Origin of the sequence: Citrobacter sp. 50677481, assembly GCF_001463265.1 — a bacterium.
Lineage (GTDB): Bacteria > Pseudomonadota > Gammaproteobacteria > Enterobacterales > Enterobacteriaceae > Citrobacter_A > Citrobacter_A sedlakii.
Genome location: NZ_LNHZ01000072.1, coordinates 50884 through 66990, shown reverse-complemented (window position 1 = coordinate 66990; position 16107 = coordinate 50884). Strand labels below are relative to the sequence as shown.

The following is a 16107-nucleotide window of genomic DNA, read 5'->3' as shown; positions in this document are numbered from 1 at the left end:
TTAAAAGCGATAGCCAACGCTTACGCCAAACGTATTGGCATCGACAGAAAAGAATTTTGACGCTTCCCAGGAAAGATCAAGCGATAGGTTGGTTAACGGGTTAAATATTACCCCGGCCCCGTATGCAAACGAATCATCCGTTGATTCGTGTGAGTGAGTATTTTTCATTTTCATTCTCGCCATACCTGCGTTGCCATACAGGCTGATGTAATCATTAAAGCGATAAGTTGGACCAAACATTACCGAACTATAATCAATGGTATCGGTACCCTCTTTTTTTAACTTTGCTGATTGCCAGCTATAGTGCTCAATTTCGTGGCGAGTCGCCGTTAATGCACCAATAAAGCCCCAGCGTTCGTCAAACTCGTAGCGATATTTTATATTAAAGCCATGAAGATCTTTGCTGTTCGAGCTTTTTAATGCGCTCAGATGTGTTTGAGCATACCCCATTGATACCGTATGTATTCCACTAGCCATACTCTGAAATGAGGCTAACAGACCAAAACAAATAATTACAGCGCCACAAAGTCGCGTAGACATGGATAAATACTCCCTCTTTATCTTATTGAAAAAAGCATTAATTAAGGCCACTGAAACGACTTCTGATGTCCGTTTGCAGCAACGAAAATATAGCTAATCAGAGCTGATAAAGTCTGGAAGAAGATCTTACAAAAATCATAATCACACACTGCTGCTTTTGAACAGAATCAGAATGATTGATTTTAAAGACATACATTTCAATAAGTAACAAAAGATGTGTCACCTTACAGCTTGTCACTCTCTTATCATACTGATACCGAGATGCCCAAGGGATTCCTGAGCAAATCAACTCGCTGTACATACGTTATAAATCTGACGATTAAGCGAAAAAAGATAGGTTTTCTCGCCAATGCGTTGAATTCGTAATTCGTTGCGGGCCCCCGGATGGAGCAGGCGAAAATAGGAGAACAAATTTCCGACATTGTCATCAGGAAATATTTTTACAGAATCGATCTCAAACGTAAAAAGATCGTCAGTGATGCGGCGAAGATTTTTCATGTAAACATCCCGATATAACAGGCTATGCCCATTATTTTCCTGTTTTACATCATGCTGTAACGTAATACGTTGCGTTTTGAAGTCGATGACAATATCCCCCGCAACGGTTACCCCCTTCGCCTGTATGTTGCTTATCGTTTTGGTGGCACAGAAAAAATCGCCCGTAGAGGGATGATTGACAGCGTGTTTCTTTATTACCTGTACCCATAACATCACGGAGACGAGAATAAAGAATACTGTTAATATTCTTAATAACGTTCTTTTAGGGTAATGCATTTTGGCTCCGCTACGTTGAGTGGGTTGAGGCACTGGACGAAGATATGGGTATCCGGCACTCTGATGTAGTAAATATGACGCCCATTCTGCTTAACCACCGGAATAGTTAATTCTGAAAAAGCCGCAGCCACATCCCCGAAGGTCGTTTTATCGTTATTTACTTTATAAAAATAGTAACCATCATGGGTAACGGGCGCTGAAAAGTAGGGATGGCTCTCCCACAGGCTGGCACCAAAACTCGCTATCATCAAAAACGCGGCCAGCGCCAGAAAAAGCCATTCTCTCCGGCCAGCTATAGATGATTTGTTGTGCTCATACGATGTCGGCGTTTCGTCGAAGGTTTCGGCTGAATGTTCCGCCGGTTCAGCGGGAGTTTGTCGGGAGGCCCCAGGCTTCATGAGCGTGATGGATAAAACCAGCTCAACGCCGACTTTAGGCCGCGTCACCACAGATGAGGACGGTAGGCCTATTTTGTCGAAAGTATTACGTAACTGATTGATGAGCTTATAATAGCTGGCATCAGATACTACAACGCCCTTACGCCCCCAGACCCAGCCGATTAAATCATCCTTTTTGAATAATCCCTTATAGAAAGCAAGCAGCAAATTCGTTTCGGATTCTGAAATGCTCACCGTTTTGTCTGAGTGAGTCAATGACATACGCTCAGAATCAAATATCACGCGATTGTCGATAAGATACTTTCGCTCGCTCATGGCTTCTTCTGCAATTTATTCATTGAGTATCCGATTTTGCCGTTGTACAGCCTTGCCAGGCACTGAGTTAAAAGCTTTACGGAACCTTCAGCGTTCATATTAACACAGGCCAGCTCCAGACGAAATTGGACATGTAATAGTCCCTTCCGTTATCAACACCCGCCACAATGCCCGTACAGACCGGCCATTACACAGCTATTAGTGCGTATTCACCGCGTTGGTGCTGGTCGTACAAACATTGTATAAATGTCTGTTCAACGAATACAGATATGCATTCTGACCGATTTGGACAATATTCAACTCATTCACCGTACCGGGTTGAAGGAGACGTAGCCAGGAAAACATATCACCGGTTGAATCAGCAGAAAATTTATTTACTGAGCTGACTTTAAATGTGAACGTTCTGACACCTGTTCGGAGTAATTTACTGATATGAACATCCTGGAATAAAAGTTTTTCCTTATGATCCGCCTGTTCAACTTCATAATGAATGGCGATTCGGTCTGACTCAAGATTCAGCACAAACGTACCACGCAGTTTCATCTTCATGGGTTCAATATAAACTATTGATTTAGATGTACAAATAAAATTATCCACATTTATAACATTTCGCTGAACACTCCACCCGTTTCTGCCAAATATCACGATCAGCACCAGCGCAATGACCGTCATCGTAATCAGTACTGTTCTTTTATGGTTAAACATTTTGGCACCACGTTTTCAATCGGATTTAAACACTGAAATAAAAGATTGATATCAGGCTCCCTGATGTAATAAAGATAATGACCATTTTGCGGGCCAGGTTTTAATGTCATCGATGTGTATGCGGCGATGACTTGCTTGAATGTCACTTTATCCGTCTTCATTTTAAAGAAAATATAACCATCAAACTCGCCAAGCGGGGTGAATGCCTTATCAGATTTATTCCGCGTTGTATCGCTGGGAAAACTAAAAATGAGGATAATACCTATCAGCAATACCACACTGCTGGTGCAACAAAGTGCTCGCATGTTTTTACATTTAACCATAAACCGGTGCGACAAAAGGGCACGGAATTTTATTTTCTGCGCCCCATTATCGTTTTGTTGCTGAAGGTCGCACATTTCATCAGCGGAAGTCAGCGTTATCGATAACGATATTCCCACCCGGGGATGTGTAACAATATCAGATGCGTGAAGCCCCACCAGATTGAAGTTATTTCGCAGTTGATTGATAAGTTTGTAATAGCTCGATTCAGAAACGCATCCGCTGCGATTTTTCCAGACATAATTGATTATCTCTTCTTTTTTATACAATCCAAGCCCAAAAGCCAGCAGTAAATGGCACTCTGACTCGGAGAGCCTGACTATTTTCTCTTGTCGACTTAATGTCATTCTGGCGCTATCAAATAGCACTCTGCCGTCTAACAAAAATTTGGTAGCGTTCATTATCACTCTACTTTAACGATAGGGTTCCTTCGTTATCTCTATGAATAACCTCTCTCTGCTAATGATCGGCCCGGCGCGCTGAAGTGTATGACAATAATAAAATAAGATATTCCGTCACTGTACTGAATTTTTATTATTGATCAATCAAACAGCATTGTCCTCTCATTCAAATGCACCCTACGTTCAGTCTAAAAAGAAGTCAAACAAGTAAGAAAAAAGTAAGATTTATTCAGTTTGCAGTAAGCACTTTTCAGATCTTTTTCCATATACTTTTCCTTAGCACAAAGACCTTGTTAATACGTTGCCAGACAAGGATAACAGCTCAAAGCATACAGAACCGGCAGCATTGTCAGGTCTGACTCGTCTGTCACTTTGCCTCAACGGGGCAATCCATATTATTCGCCGAGCTTTTTATGAAAGTAAGTAAATTATTCATCGCTATTGTCACATCAATGTGTGCAACCGGTGCCCCAGCTGCAACCATTAATGATAACCAAGCGTTAAAGATAGATTCATTATGGGAAGAGCCGTGGATATTTATTGGTGATGAGACTGACGGCACCCTTAATATTTCTAATGGTGGTGATGTTCAGGCTGAGCTTTTCCAAATAGGGATACACGGTTCCACAGGCACCGTCAATATAACGGATGGCGGCAGACTGAACATTATCAAATCTACTTACAGCGATCCTTTACTGGTTGGCGGTAAGTCAGATTCAAAAAATCCTGATGGTTATGGGGTACTGAATATTAGCGGACCAGGAAGTATAGTTACGATTGACAAAAAAAATCGTTCTTTACAGGTTGGTAAGGGAAACGGAAGCGGCGTGCTAAATATTACTCAGGGAGGAAAGTTATTTCATCAAGGTTCGGACAATACCTGGAGCGGGATATGGATAGGTAGCCGAAGAACGCCGCAATCTACGACATCAGGACGTATCTATGTTGATGGTCCGGGAAGTGAGTTAACAACCGCAAGCAGAATTATAGTCGGGACCTATGGGTCAGGCACGCTGATAACCACTAATGGCGGTAAGACGCATGCTGACGCGAATATTCAGGTCGGGAATGAGCTGGAAACTGCCGGCTATGATAATCTGCTTCAGGTAGCCGGGGCCGGCTCTGTCATCTCGACGGACGCGACGCTGATTGTAGGTTTGGATGGAACAGCCACAGCGATCGCCTCCGATAATGGTCTGCTAAGCGCCAGAGAAATTATCATTTCCAAAGGAGGCAGGAAAGGAGAGCTTGCCGTTGGAGCAAGGGCCGGCGAGCAGGCTGTCGCCGCCGGAAATATTAATACCAAAGAGATTATTTTCGGCTTCAGGGAAGGCGTTCTGACACTTAATCATGCCAGCGCTTTATTTTCTCTGTCGGCGAATTTGAGTGGCAAGGGCCGCGTCAATATGTTGAACGGCCTATCCGCGCTTGCCGGTGATAACTCGAATTTTCATGGCTATTTTTCTATCGACTCTCCGGCCCGCCTCTTAATAACGGACCCAAAGAATATTGGCACCAACACGGTATTGCTTAACGGCGGCACGCTGTCCATAGAGACATCTCAGCGCTGGCATTTTCTGAACAAATTAACCGGAGACGGCGTGCTTTCCGTTAACACAAACGGCAACGATTTTATTTTTGACTCATCTCGTTTGACCGATAACTTCCGGGGAACGGTGGCGCTTCAGGATACGGCGTTTTCGCTGGCCGAAACGAATGCGGCAGCGTTAAAAGACCTGTCGATGAAAATGGGATCGGGAAGTTTGGTGAAGGTTGGCGAGGGTCGGCAAACCCTGGGCGGGCTCACGTTTGAGGGGGGAACATTGCTTGTTGGTGAAGTTAACCCGGGTCAAAAAACCTCCCCTGCTACGGTACATACCACCGGCCAGCTGGATATTTCGGGTCAGGGAACCGTACAGGTAACGAGAGGAACCACCTTCAGTAATGACAGGCCAATGCCTGATACCCTTATCCCCTTACTGGAACAGGATGAGAGTAATATTCTTGTGCGACTGGTATCCAGTGACGGCGGCGTTATCGGTCACGGTGGTAACTTAACGTTAACTGACCAGAACGCCCATGCGATCAGTGATACCGCTGAAGCCGACATTACCCAGCATGGCGCCGTGGTTGCGAATGCAACTTACGACTATCGTCTTACCCGCGGTGACCGTGATGACGGACTGTACGTCAACTATGCTCTGACCAATGTCGATTTGATGGGTGAAGAAGCTGATGCGCTTATCCTCAATGCGAACGGAAAAGGCGGTAATGCGGCCGATCTCAGCGCAACACTCACCGGCGACGGCGATCTGGCGATTGACAGCCAGAAAGGCCAGACGGTAACGCTGTCGAATCTGAATAATGACTATCGCGGCGTCACCAACGTGCGCAGCGGTAATCTGGCGATGCTGAACGATAACGTGCTCGGGAATACCCGCGAGCTGAAGCTGGCTGGCGACACCGGGTTTGATATGCGCGGCCATTCGCAAACCATCGCCACGCTCACGGCAGAAAACGGCTCTCTAACCCATTTGAATGGCGGCCAACTCACGTTGACCAACGGCGGTAAGGCATCAGGCGTACTGGCGGGTAACGGGCAGCTCAACGTTGCGGGCGGAACCTTATCTATCTCTGGTTACAATCCCGAGCTGCAAGCAACGACCGCGATAATGCAGGGCGCGAAGGTAGTACTGGATCATACACTGGGGGCGGGTACAGGCAATATCGTGGCCGCGGGAACGCTGTCCGTCAGCTATGCCGCAGGCCGTCTCTACAATAGCCTTAGCGATGCCGGACAGGTTGAGTTAATCGACAGCGATGTCGTGCTGGCAGGGACTAATCGGGCATTCTCGGGGCAGTTCACCGTTAATACGGGTTCACAAATGACGGCGTTAACGGCTGACAGCCTCGGCGCGGCGGAAGTTCATAACAGCGGATCTCTGGTGCTGAACGGCGACAACAACTGGCGACTGGATAATACCGTTTATGGTTCCGGTCGCGTAATCAAGCTGGGGACCGGGACGATCGCGCTGGGCGACAACGCCGCCTGGACGGGCCAGACGGACATCAAGCAAGGTGGCCTGTTGCTGGGTAACAACGCGTCACCGGCGACGCTTGCCAGCTCGCAGGTGGATATCGCTAAGCCGGGAATGCTCGCCGGTATTGGCGGTGTAGCTGGCAATATCAATAATGCCGGGACGCTACAGGTGGGTGCCCACCATGAGGAGAATCATCGGTTTACGGTGGGCGGAGACCTTATCAACAGCGGTTTGCTGGCCACCGGGTTCAAAGGTCATCAGGCCGGTAACCAACTGGTTATTAATGGTAATTATACCGGCAGCAAGGGGTATCTCACGATAAATACCGCACTGGGTGATGACCATTCCGTTACCGATGAACTGGTGGTAAAAGGGGATACCCATGGTGAAACCACTGTGAGCGTAGTCAATGCGGGCGGCACAGGTGCGCAAACGCTGAACGGCATTGAAGTGATCCATGTTGATGGGCACTCTGACGGCGAATTTATCCAGGCTGGCCGTATTGTGGCAGGCGCTTACGATTACAGCCTTGGCCGCGGTCAAGGGGAGAACAGCGGCAACTGGTATCTGACCAGTGGTAAGACTAATCCAGACCCGGCCCCTACTCCAGACAGGCATGACGATCTGCGTCCGGAAGCGGGAAGCTACATCGCAAACCTTGCGGCGGCAAACACGCTGTTTGTGACTCGCTTACGCGATCGCCAGGGCGAAACACACTATATCGACGCGCTGACGGGCAAGGAAGCCATTACCAGCCTTTGGCTGCGTAATGCAGGCGGTCACACCCGTCAGCAAGACAGCAGCGGCCTGTTGGGAATGCAGGCTAACCGTTATGTGATGCAGCTCGGCGGCGACATTTTTGAGTGGTCATCTGACAGCGCAGATCGTTTCCGTCTCGGTCTGATGGCAGGCTATGCCAACCAGAAAACTCGGGCCGAAAACCAGCGTAACGGCTACCGCGCCGACAGCCGCATCAGCGGTTACAGCGTTGGCCTGTACGGCACCTGGCTGCAAACGCCAGAAGACGCCTATGTCGATACCTGGGCGCAGTACAGCTGGTTTGACAACACCGTCTCCGGTCACGGCGTTAGCGTGGAGGCGTATGAATCAAAGGGCTTCACTGCATCACTGGAATCCGGCTACACCTGGAAACTGGCGCAGATCGGCGAGCGTAATGCGCTGTACATCCAACCGCAAGCGCAAATCACGTGGATGGGCGTCAGGGCCGACGATCATCAGGAAGCTAATGGTACCCGAGTGAAAGGCCGGGGCGAGGGCAACGTGCAGACCCGCGTCGGCGTGCGTCTGTTCGGCAAGGGTCATAGCCAGCTTGACGATGGTAAGGCTCGTACCTTCCAACCATTTATTGAAGCGAACTGGCTTCACAACAGCAAAGAGTTTGGCGTATCGATGAACGGTGACAATATCAATCTGGCGGGCACCCGCGACGTGGGCGAGCTAAAAGCGGGCGTTGAAGGCCAGCTGTCGAAGTATGTCTCCCTGTGGGGCACCCTCGGTCAGCAGGTTGGTGATAAGGGTTACAGTGATACAACTGCCGTGCTGGGGATAAGGGTGACTTTTTGACTGTCTGGCAAGGGGCGTTTGATTGGTAACGTCGCCGCGTATTAAACGCAGAGGCACAAATCTGTCCCACAGGGGGCATTAAGGGAAATATGATAGATGGATAAGTCATTGATTTAATGGTGCGATAATAGGAACATAACACACCCCACATAACCATTGATAAACATACATATTTTCTCGTTTCATCTTTATAAATGCCCCCTTTTGTGCCCCCACCTTGTTTTTCATGCGACTCGATGAGCCTTTCACCGAGTCGCCAATATCACCAATTTTTTCACAGACCGTACAAATCTTCTCGGCTCTTGAAGTCTTTCTCACTGCCGCGATCGGCTAAGAACAATATTACTTACTTCCCGATACGAACAACTGTTCATTAATCCGCATGCTCTCCTGGCATGAAGGATATCTGTCACAGTCAAATATGGCGTTCGTTCCTGTAAGGTGAATCCATTGCGATCGATACGAACTAACTCATATTTCTTTACCAGAAAGTTAACGGCATTAGCCAGAGTGATACCGGCATCGATATGTTCCTGTATAACGGTTTCATCACAAAACGGCGTATCGTTCAGGGTCAGACCATAGTGTTTTTCCAGCAGGCGTGTAAGTAGCATTTGCCAGACTGCAACGGGCGACAGCCAGGGCTTCGCCGCCCGCGAAATTGTAGCAGGTAGAGTTTTCATGTTTGCTCTCGTGAAATTCGTTAGCGTTGAGTGGGATAAATGGCGATATATACGTAGCCGCAACTACCAAGGGTATCGGCTTCGCAGGTGAAACCATTGTGGTACAGGGTGACACAGTGGGCATGGCGAGGATTCATTTCACCAGTGGTCAGCATTGATTCCATCTGACTGATAAAATGCGAGAATGCGACATCCAACTTCATACACTCGGCATCACTAAACTTATCGGTGATATTTGCCCGCTCAGCCAGATAGTGCAGCCGGTTCCCCTCCTGCACCAGACGGGCTCCCAGGCGTGGCGTAATGTCCCGCTGCAGGCCCCATGTCATGTTACTCATTTATAGCCTCCTTTATTGTCAGTTCAGGGTAATACTCATCAGGCAGGCATACGGCCCGTTGCGGTCCTGGCGACGTTCGGCGTATACCGCCAGCACGCCGGGAATGTCAGGAACTACCTGACCGGTGTAATGACAGACACTGCCGCGCCACTGGTATCTGCCGGTGCAGTAGCGAAAAATACGGGAGGCCGGATGCTGACGGTAAATCGTCATCGCCCGGCGTTTACTGATAATTTTCATGTAATACCTCAAAGCAGACCGTGTTCAGCGAACGACAATATCTGCGTGCCACCGACGATAAGGTGGTCAGGCACACGGATATCAACGAGCTGGAGCGCCTGCACCAGACGCTGCGTGACAGCTTTATCGGCCTGACTGGGTGTGGTGTCACCGGAAGGGTGGTTGTGCGCAAATAACACTGCTGCCGCATTAAAGTACAGGGCCCGCTTGACCACCTCACGGGGATGTACCTCGGTGCTGCTAATGGAACCGGCAAACAGGGTTTCGTGGGCAATCAACCGGTTCTGCTGATTGAGATAAAGCACCATAAACTCCTCTCGCTCAAGCCCGGCCATTTTCAACCGCAGCCAGTCGCGGGCGGCCTGTATGGAGGTGAACGCCACGCCAGTTTCGCGCAGGTGGCGGTCAAGCAGGGCCAGGGCATGTTGCACAGTGCGTTGAGCGCTCAGTGGGAGCACCGGAGCCTGTGGGGTAAGTGACTGTTCCATCATGAGTATCCTCAATCGATAATGCTCAGAATGGCGTGAGCTTCGGGATGCTGCAGGGCATAGTCCCGCAGGCGGTAATAGTGCGCGGTCATGGCATAGCATTCGGTGCGACAGGCGTGATGGCTGTATTCAATCAGGCAGACAGCGATACCTGCGGCTTCCGCGCTCATTTCCGCACCATTGCCGTTCATGCCGTTGAACAGATGCCATTTATCGTCACTGTCAGCATCGGGAGCCATAAACGCTCCGCCATTGCTGAGCATGTAAAAGGACCAGATACCACCGCTGTACTCATCACAGAAGCGGTCCATCCAGGCGAAAATGCGGGGCTTCAGGATTATCCACTGCGGAATGGAACCAAAGTGTGTCGGCCAGAATGAGAGCCGCTGACGATCGGGCACAACAGAGGCGGTAATACCTGTCGCTGGCGATTGTTCCTGAAAGGGCGTAACGCTATTGCTATTGAATGCGTTCATGATGTTTCTCCGAAATAAAAAGCCAGCGACTGTGTGCTGGCGTGAAGTCGATTACATAACGTTAAAAACAAAAAGCCCCTGCTGCATAAGCAACAGGGGCCGGATGAGAGTGGTTATCTCTGTTTTAGTGGGGCTGTGCTATCAGAAGGCGACTTTCAGCGTGGCCTGCCCGTTGTAACCGTCAGCGCTGTTACCGCTGACACTACGGGTATAGCCGCCTTGAATACCCAGCGTCACGTTCTGGCGGATAAGGGCATCGATACCCGCCTGGAGATCAACCGCTGTGCCATCCTGAGACGGGGTAAAGGTAACATTGCTTCCCGCCGTGGCCGTTCCCATGCTCAAATCACCATCTGAGCTGAAGGTACGAATAAAAGACGGACGCGCCCACCAGTTCACCGGCAGTTCGCTTACGCTGCGTTTCATGCTGTCGCCAAAACCAGCCTGTGTGGAAGTACCGTTACCGAAGGCCATCTCTGACTGGCTGCCGAAGCGAACACCGGCACGAATATGCTGTACGCTACCGTCACCGAGGTTCACGTAGCCGCCATTGTCATAGCCGTTATTCAGGGACAGCCCCTGCCAGACATACTGAAGCTGCGGCTCCAGTATCAGGCCACTGGTCACACTGAACGACAGGCCCGTTTCCAGCGAGCCCAGCCAGCCCCAGCCGTGGGTAGCGAAACTGTCTGCATCAGACGTCGCTTTCAGGTTATGACGGGAGCCCTGAGCCACCACATCCGCCCACAGGCCGCTGGCGGCATGCACGGCGGTCAGGTAACCGCCCAGGCTGTACACATCGTCACGGGCAGTCCCGGCGCGGGAGCGGTCATCGTCTTTTACATCAACAGAAGAATGTCCTGCTGCACCGTACACACCGGCTTTCAGTGATGGCGTACTCAACATGTCACCACCCAGCTGTACGAAGCCGTAGCTGCCGCTGCTTTCCGGTGTCGCACCCTGTGCAATTCCGCCGTTATTATCATGTCCCATGTGACCGCCCTGGATGCGTCCCCAGACTCCGCTGTCACCTTTGACCGCGCTGCGCTGGTTGTAACTGCCTGCCAGTGCGCGGTCATAGTCCATGCTCTGCGCAAACAGCGAAGCATAAAGAGCAACTTCAGCACGATAGCCAGCTTCGCTGGTCAGATACCAGTTTTCATCCGCAGCACCGTGGTTCAGGATGTAGTTATACGCACCAGCCTGCAGTTTGCTGCCAAGTGCAAAGGCCCCGGCATTCGTCGTGGCACCGTTAATCGCATCCACTACTTTGATGCCGTTCCCCGTGGTGGCGAGGCCCAGCCCGGCATCACCGGCATTGGTGAAATTCAGCCAGGTTTTACCCGTTGCCTGCCCACCATCAATAACCAGCATATCAGCCGGGAAGTCTGGGTTAGCCAGATTAATGCTCATGTTAATGGTGCCACCCTGGCCGACAATGTTTGTCGTGGTGAGCTTGCGGGGAGTAAAGGTAATATCAGAGGAAGCAGCAAACAGGCGAGTTCTGGCGGCATCGCTTTGCTCAGGCGCGAAGGTTATCGTACCGGCATTTTCAATGGTGCCGGTACTGATGACATCCCCCGTAATCGTCAGGTTTGCATGCTCAGCCAGGCTGGTGGTTCCGGCCAGCCCACCGCCATTTCCCACACTCAGCTCGCCGCCGCTGCCAACGGCTGTATTTTCCGCTATCGCACCGGATTTAACGCTAAAGTGACCGCCGTTTTCCAACCAGAGCCCACTGGCTTTGCCAGATGCAGCATCAATACTGAATTCACCATGCGCGTTTGTACCGCTGACCGTTGAACCGCTGTCGGCAATCAGGGCACCGCCCTCATTTATAGTCACGTTTGTCGCCGTTCCGCCGTTGTTAACCGCCAGCACACCGCCCTTATCGACCATTGTTGTGTCTGCGGCATTGTCAGTGAGGACATCCAGTCGCCCCCCATTTTCCAGCACCACATTGCTTGCGTTACCGGAAACCGAATCAACACTGAAGCTGCCTAGCCGGTTGGTGCCGGACACATCCGCAGCCGTATTTGTCACCAGTGCGCCACCGGCATTGATAATGACATCTGAGGCTTTGCCACCCGCCACCACGCTGAGTCTGCCGCTGTTATTGACCGTGGTATCGCTGACCTGAGCGCCGTCCTTAACTACCTGCCAGCCACCGTTGTTGATGACGGTATCCGTTGCTGCCGCACCGGAATGAACGTACTGATAGCCGCCATTTAGCGTGGTATTTTCTGCACTGCCATGAACGCTCTGGTCACCGCCAGCATTCACCGTCGTAGCGACGACGGTCCCTTGCTCGAAAACGACCTGGCGGCCATTTTCATTGATGGTTGTATTTGTTGCGGTACCAGAAACAAACATCCCGTCGCTGTTTTCCGAATCCGGACCACCCTGTGCGCCGGTATTCACAACGGTGCCAATTGCCTGAGCCCCCCCTTTAACTACCATGTAGCCGCCTTCATTAATGACGGTACCGCTGGCAATCCCGCCGGAATGTACCCATTGCTCGCCACCGTTCAGTACCGTACCGGAAGACTGACCGTGTACGCTCTGACCACCACCGGTATTTATCGTTGTATCGCTGGCACTGCCGCCTGCAAGCACCGCCTGAAGACCGTTACTGTTTATGGTGGTGTGGTTTGCTACGCCACCATCCTGTACGAACTGGCCGCCCTGATTGTTATCTTCATCATCGCTGCCGTACTCAAGCCCAGTGTTAATGGTGGTGTTATTCGCCTGCCCGTAAACCAGCTGCGTGTCGTTATTGCTGATAACCACCCCGTCAGTCGTCTCCCCGACAGGTACAGAGGTCTCTGCCGCCAGTGCTGTACCAGAGGTCAGTCCGGCAACGGCTAGTGCGAGTACTGCGCCAGTACGCTTTCCTTTTGCTTTTGCCAGTTCTGAAACAACCACAAATGCGCCAAGAACTTCGTTCCAGACCAGCCGATAGCTGGTATTCAGATTTCGCTTCATCGTATTAACCTTGTTGTGTGTAAATAAAAAAGCCAGCATCCACTCTCCGTGGATGCTGGCTGGTGAAAAACTTCAGGGTGAGGTAAATGCATTCAGCGACTGCTGGATGCAGCGGAAATGCGGCAGAGCCCGGGCAAAACCGGTATTCTCTGCCATCCGCCAGAGCCTCTCGTTACGTCTAAATATCTCCGTTGTGGGCTGTACCACATGGATTTCATTCAGGGTGAAAACAGCCGGGCGCTCCTGATATTCAGCGATCAGGTACCAGTGACCTTCCTGCATCATCAGCCGATACGGTGCCAGCCGTTCGCAACGCTGTCCGTCAGCAAGCAGCGTGACGCGATAGCAGGCGGTAATGGCTTTGACCAGACGATAGAATGACAGTGACGCTGACGGGCTGGTTATACCCACAGCTTCACCCGCCAGACAGGGCGCGTCGTTGCAGTTCAGCAGCAGGCTGACCAGTCGACGGTCCAGCCCCGGAAACAGATCGGCTACACCTGTACGGTGGGCGAAGGTCAGCACATCCAGCTCGGCCTGCGCACCACTCACCCCCGTCCGCAGGCGGTAACAACCGTTGCTACATTCAAGATCCAGATACATCAGCCGTTCACGAAAATCGCGGTACAGAGTACGTGCAGATACACCAAACTCTGCGGTCAGCCTGCGCATATCCAGCGTTTCACCTGCGACGAGGCGACTGATAATCAGCGACAGCCTGATCGCCAGCCTGTCGTGGCGGCGCTCTGTCTGTGTCATTATCATTTCTCCATACGAGTTAACTGACTGAAAGGGTTATGATTCTAAAGAAGGGGTCTGACAGGGTATGTCCGGGGCAATAACTATTTTTCGATGGACAGGAAGCCACTGTTCACTGGGTAAGCTGGGGTTTTTGTTCAATTAATCAGCAACACAAGAAGAGGTGAATTGACAGGGCATGTCATTCTTTAACGAGGCATTAACTTTTCAGATGCAGAACCTGAATTTAAACAGACTGAAACTGTGACAACATCGTTTCCGCCATCACCCACAGCGCACGGTTGAGTTTTACGTCCCCGTCAATGCCACGCACCGCACGGGTATGCGTTCGTCCGCCTTTAGCATTGCGTCCACTAAGCCCGCCCTTAATCAGGTTTTCCTGTACACGCTGATAAGTGGTCCACAGTTCATTGCTCTCATCCTGCCAGCGGCGTGGGGAGAGTATCTGCGATTCAGTAACAGGCTGGTGGTCCTCACCAAAGCGATACGTAAGCGCTGCTTTCGCAAGTGCCTGCTGCGCAGGTGGCGGTAGCATCAGAGACTGCATGGCATCGCTTTTCTCTTCCACCCGATCAAAAATCCCAAGCACTTCATAAGCCCCTTCAATCACCTGACTCACCACATCACCTTTATGTGGTACCCGCACCTCACCAAACGACTCACCGCAGACAAGCCCGTTCTGACACACCGCACGAAATAATCCCGGCAGCATTTGATACGAACTGGTGCCATCATGAGAGTTAAGCAGAATGATTTCCGGCACCTGTTTACCTGTAATTTGCCCCTCCCGCCGCAGGCGAAGCATGTGCCTGGTGTGTTCCCGACGCCCCGGGTCACGCACGCGGGTCTGACAGGCAAAGAATGGCTGAAAACCTTCGCGCTGCAGGCTGTCCAGCAGGGAGATAGTTGGAATATAGGTATAACGTTCGCTGCGGGATTCGTGTTTGTCCTGGCTGAAAACGCTGGGCACCACACGAAACAGTTCTTCGCGGGTTAACGGACGGTCACGACGGATAAGATTTGCTGCGCCAAAGCGCGAAGCCAGACGGGTCATAAGCAGACTCCTCATAACGGAAAACAATAATAGAAAGCCCTGCCGCACAGGCGACAGGGCTCATGGAATAACAGGTTGGAATTAAACGCTCAGAAGAAGAAATCCCAGACAGCACGGGCCACTGATACCACGGTGGTGCGCATGGCCTGAATGATGGTCCGCACCGGAGTCGGTATCAGTGGGAAAGTACTCACCGTATCCAGCACCGCACCGATAGTTTCACCAAAATCAACGCGCGCTTTTTCCTGGACTACTGTTGTGCGAAAGGGAGACTGCAGTTGCGCGACCACCGGGCTGCTGGCCTCGCGCGGCAGGCAGCGAATCATTCTCTCCGCCATTGTTCGTAATCCCCACTTAGCCCGGACCGATACGGCACATACAGGATGAACAGGCTGGAACAATTCATGCAGCAGGCAAATTTTACGGCTAATGTTTTGCTTCTGCTCTGTGGATAAGTAACCGCCACCGCTAGTGGGTTCGGTCTTGTCCGACTGACTAATAACAAACAGCACCTTATGCCGGTACGACTCACCAATTATCTGATGATAAAAATGCTCATCCACCGCCAGCGCCCGATCATCGGCCTTGATCAGCCACAGCACCAGATCGAGCCGGGGAAGCTGATCACGGTACAGCCCGTCATACTCGTTATCGCGTGCACTACTTTCCCCTACGCCGGGCAAGTCTACCAACGTCATAACGCGCTCGCCAACCTGAAGGCGAAAGCGCAGAGGTTCCCGGGTGCAGGCTACCACATCGCTGACAGGAGATACCTCACCAGCAAACAGGGCATTGCAAAGGCTACTTTTGCCTGCTCCCGTTTTACCCATAATACCTATAACCGGTTCATACTCAGTTATCTGTCTTATTTGTTGCAATAAATGCTCAGTAACCCATTCAGGTAATCCAGATACCGGCTTTAGCAAAGAAGAATAACCGTATTTATTTTTCATAACACCCCCCTCTTATTGATAATAAAAAGGCAGCTTACATGGCTGCCTTTTT

At 50.9% G+C, this 16107-nt stretch carries 15 protein-coding genes; 1 reads left to right on the top strand and 14 read right to left on the bottom strand.

Annotation, left to right across the window (positions count from 1 at the left end; translation table 11 throughout):
• The 5 genes from APU02_RS21140 to APU02_RS21120 all read right to left on the bottom strand — a co-directional run bounded on the left by APU02_RS21140 (window position 1) and on the right by APU02_RS21120 (window position 3454).
• Window positions 1-540 (bottom strand): Ail/Lom family outer membrane beta-barrel protein, encoded by a 540-nt coding sequence (locus APU02_RS21140; RefSeq protein WP_060571151.1) that lies wholly within the window; start codon window positions 538-540, stop codon window positions 1-3.
• Between the two features lie 285 nt (window positions 541-825).
• The gene (locus tag APU02_RS21135) at window positions 826-1314 is read right to left on the bottom strand and encodes a hypothetical protein (RefSeq protein ID WP_072197169.1); all 489 of its coding nucleotides are present in this window, start codon (window positions 1312-1314) and stop codon (window positions 826-828) included.
• The gene (locus APU02_RS21130) at window positions 1287-2027 is read right to left on the bottom strand and encodes a hypothetical protein (RefSeq protein ID WP_060571134.1); all 741 of its coding nucleotides are present in this window, start codon (window positions 2025-2027) and stop codon (window positions 1287-1289) included. The genes APU02_RS21135 and APU02_RS21130 overlap by 28 nt, the downstream gene beginning before the upstream one ends.
• Window positions 2028-2225: 198 nt before the next feature.
• Entirely contained in the window at window positions 2226-2732 is a 507-nt protein-coding gene (locus APU02_RS21125) for a hypothetical protein (RefSeq protein ID WP_060571133.1), read from the bottom strand.
• Window positions 2705-3454 (bottom strand): hypothetical protein, encoded by a 750-nt coding sequence (locus APU02_RS21120; protein ID WP_060571132.1) that lies wholly within the window; start codon window positions 3452-3454, stop codon window positions 2705-2707. Before APU02_RS21120 ends, APU02_RS21125 begins: the two co-directional genes overlap by 28 nt.
• Window positions 3455-4281: 827 nt before the next feature.
• On the opposite strand from APU02_RS21120, the gene APU02_RS21115 reads away from it, so the two are divergent.
• On the top strand, window positions 4282-8079 hold the full coding sequence (locus tag APU02_RS21115; RefSeq protein ID WP_192841990.1) for an autotransporter outer membrane beta-barrel domain-containing protein: 3798 nt from the start codon (window positions 4282-4284) through the stop codon (window positions 8077-8079).
• A gap of 314 nt (window positions 8080-8393) precedes the next feature.
• On the opposite strand, the gene APU02_RS25490 is transcribed toward APU02_RS21115, so the two are convergent.
• The 9 genes from APU02_RS25490 to APU02_RS21075 form a co-directional block, all read right to left on the bottom strand.
• On the bottom strand, window positions 8394-8762 hold the full coding sequence (locus tag APU02_RS25490) for a TA system toxin CbtA family protein (RefSeq protein ID WP_072197168.1): 369 nt from the start codon (window positions 8760-8762) through the stop codon (window positions 8394-8396).
• 20 nt (window positions 8763-8782) lie between these two features.
• A complete protein-coding gene (locus APU02_RS21110; RefSeq protein ID WP_060571130.1) occupies window positions 8783-9100 on the bottom strand; it encodes a type IV toxin-antitoxin system YeeU family antitoxin in 318 nt (105 codons plus the stop codon).
• Window positions 9101-9118: 18 nt separating this feature from the next.
• Window positions 9119-9340 carry a DUF987 domain-containing protein gene (locus tag APU02_RS21105; protein ID WP_008783823.1) on the bottom strand — a complete coding sequence of 74 codons (222 nt, stop codon included), beginning with the start codon at window positions 9338-9340 and terminating at the stop codon, window positions 9119-9121.
• A gap of 8 nt (window positions 9341-9348) precedes the next feature.
• On the bottom strand, window positions 9349-9831 hold the full coding sequence (radC, locus tag APU02_RS21100) for a DNA repair protein RadC (RefSeq protein ID WP_060571129.1): 483 nt from the start codon (window positions 9829-9831) through the stop codon (window positions 9349-9351).
• Between the two features lie 8 nt (window positions 9832-9839).
• A complete protein-coding gene (locus APU02_RS21095; RefSeq protein ID WP_060571128.1) occupies window positions 9840-10304 on the bottom strand; it encodes an antirestriction protein in 465 nt (154 codons plus the stop codon).
• Window positions 10305-10445: 141 nt separating this feature from the next.
• Entirely contained in the window at window positions 10446-13289 is a 2844-nt protein-coding gene (locus APU02_RS21090; protein ID WP_060571150.1) for an Ag43/Cah family autotransporter adhesin, read from the bottom strand.
• Window positions 13290-13361: 72 nt separating this feature from the next.
• Window positions 13362-14048 (bottom strand): WYL domain-containing protein, encoded by a 687-nt coding sequence (locus APU02_RS21085; protein WP_047738081.1) that lies wholly within the window; start codon window positions 14046-14048, stop codon window positions 13362-13364.
• A gap of 226 nt (window positions 14049-14274) precedes the next feature.
• Window positions 14275-15102 carry a DUF932 domain-containing protein gene (locus APU02_RS21080; protein WP_060571127.1) on the bottom strand — a complete coding sequence of 276 codons (828 nt, stop codon included), beginning with the start codon at window positions 15100-15102 and terminating at the stop codon, window positions 14275-14277.
• An 89-nt stretch (window positions 15103-15191) separates the two neighbouring features.
• Window positions 15192-16055, bottom strand: a complete 864-nt coding sequence (locus APU02_RS21075; RefSeq protein ID WP_060571126.1) for a GTPase family protein — start codon at window positions 16053-16055, stop codon at window positions 15192-15194.
• Window positions 16056-16107: the final 52 nt, after the last annotated feature.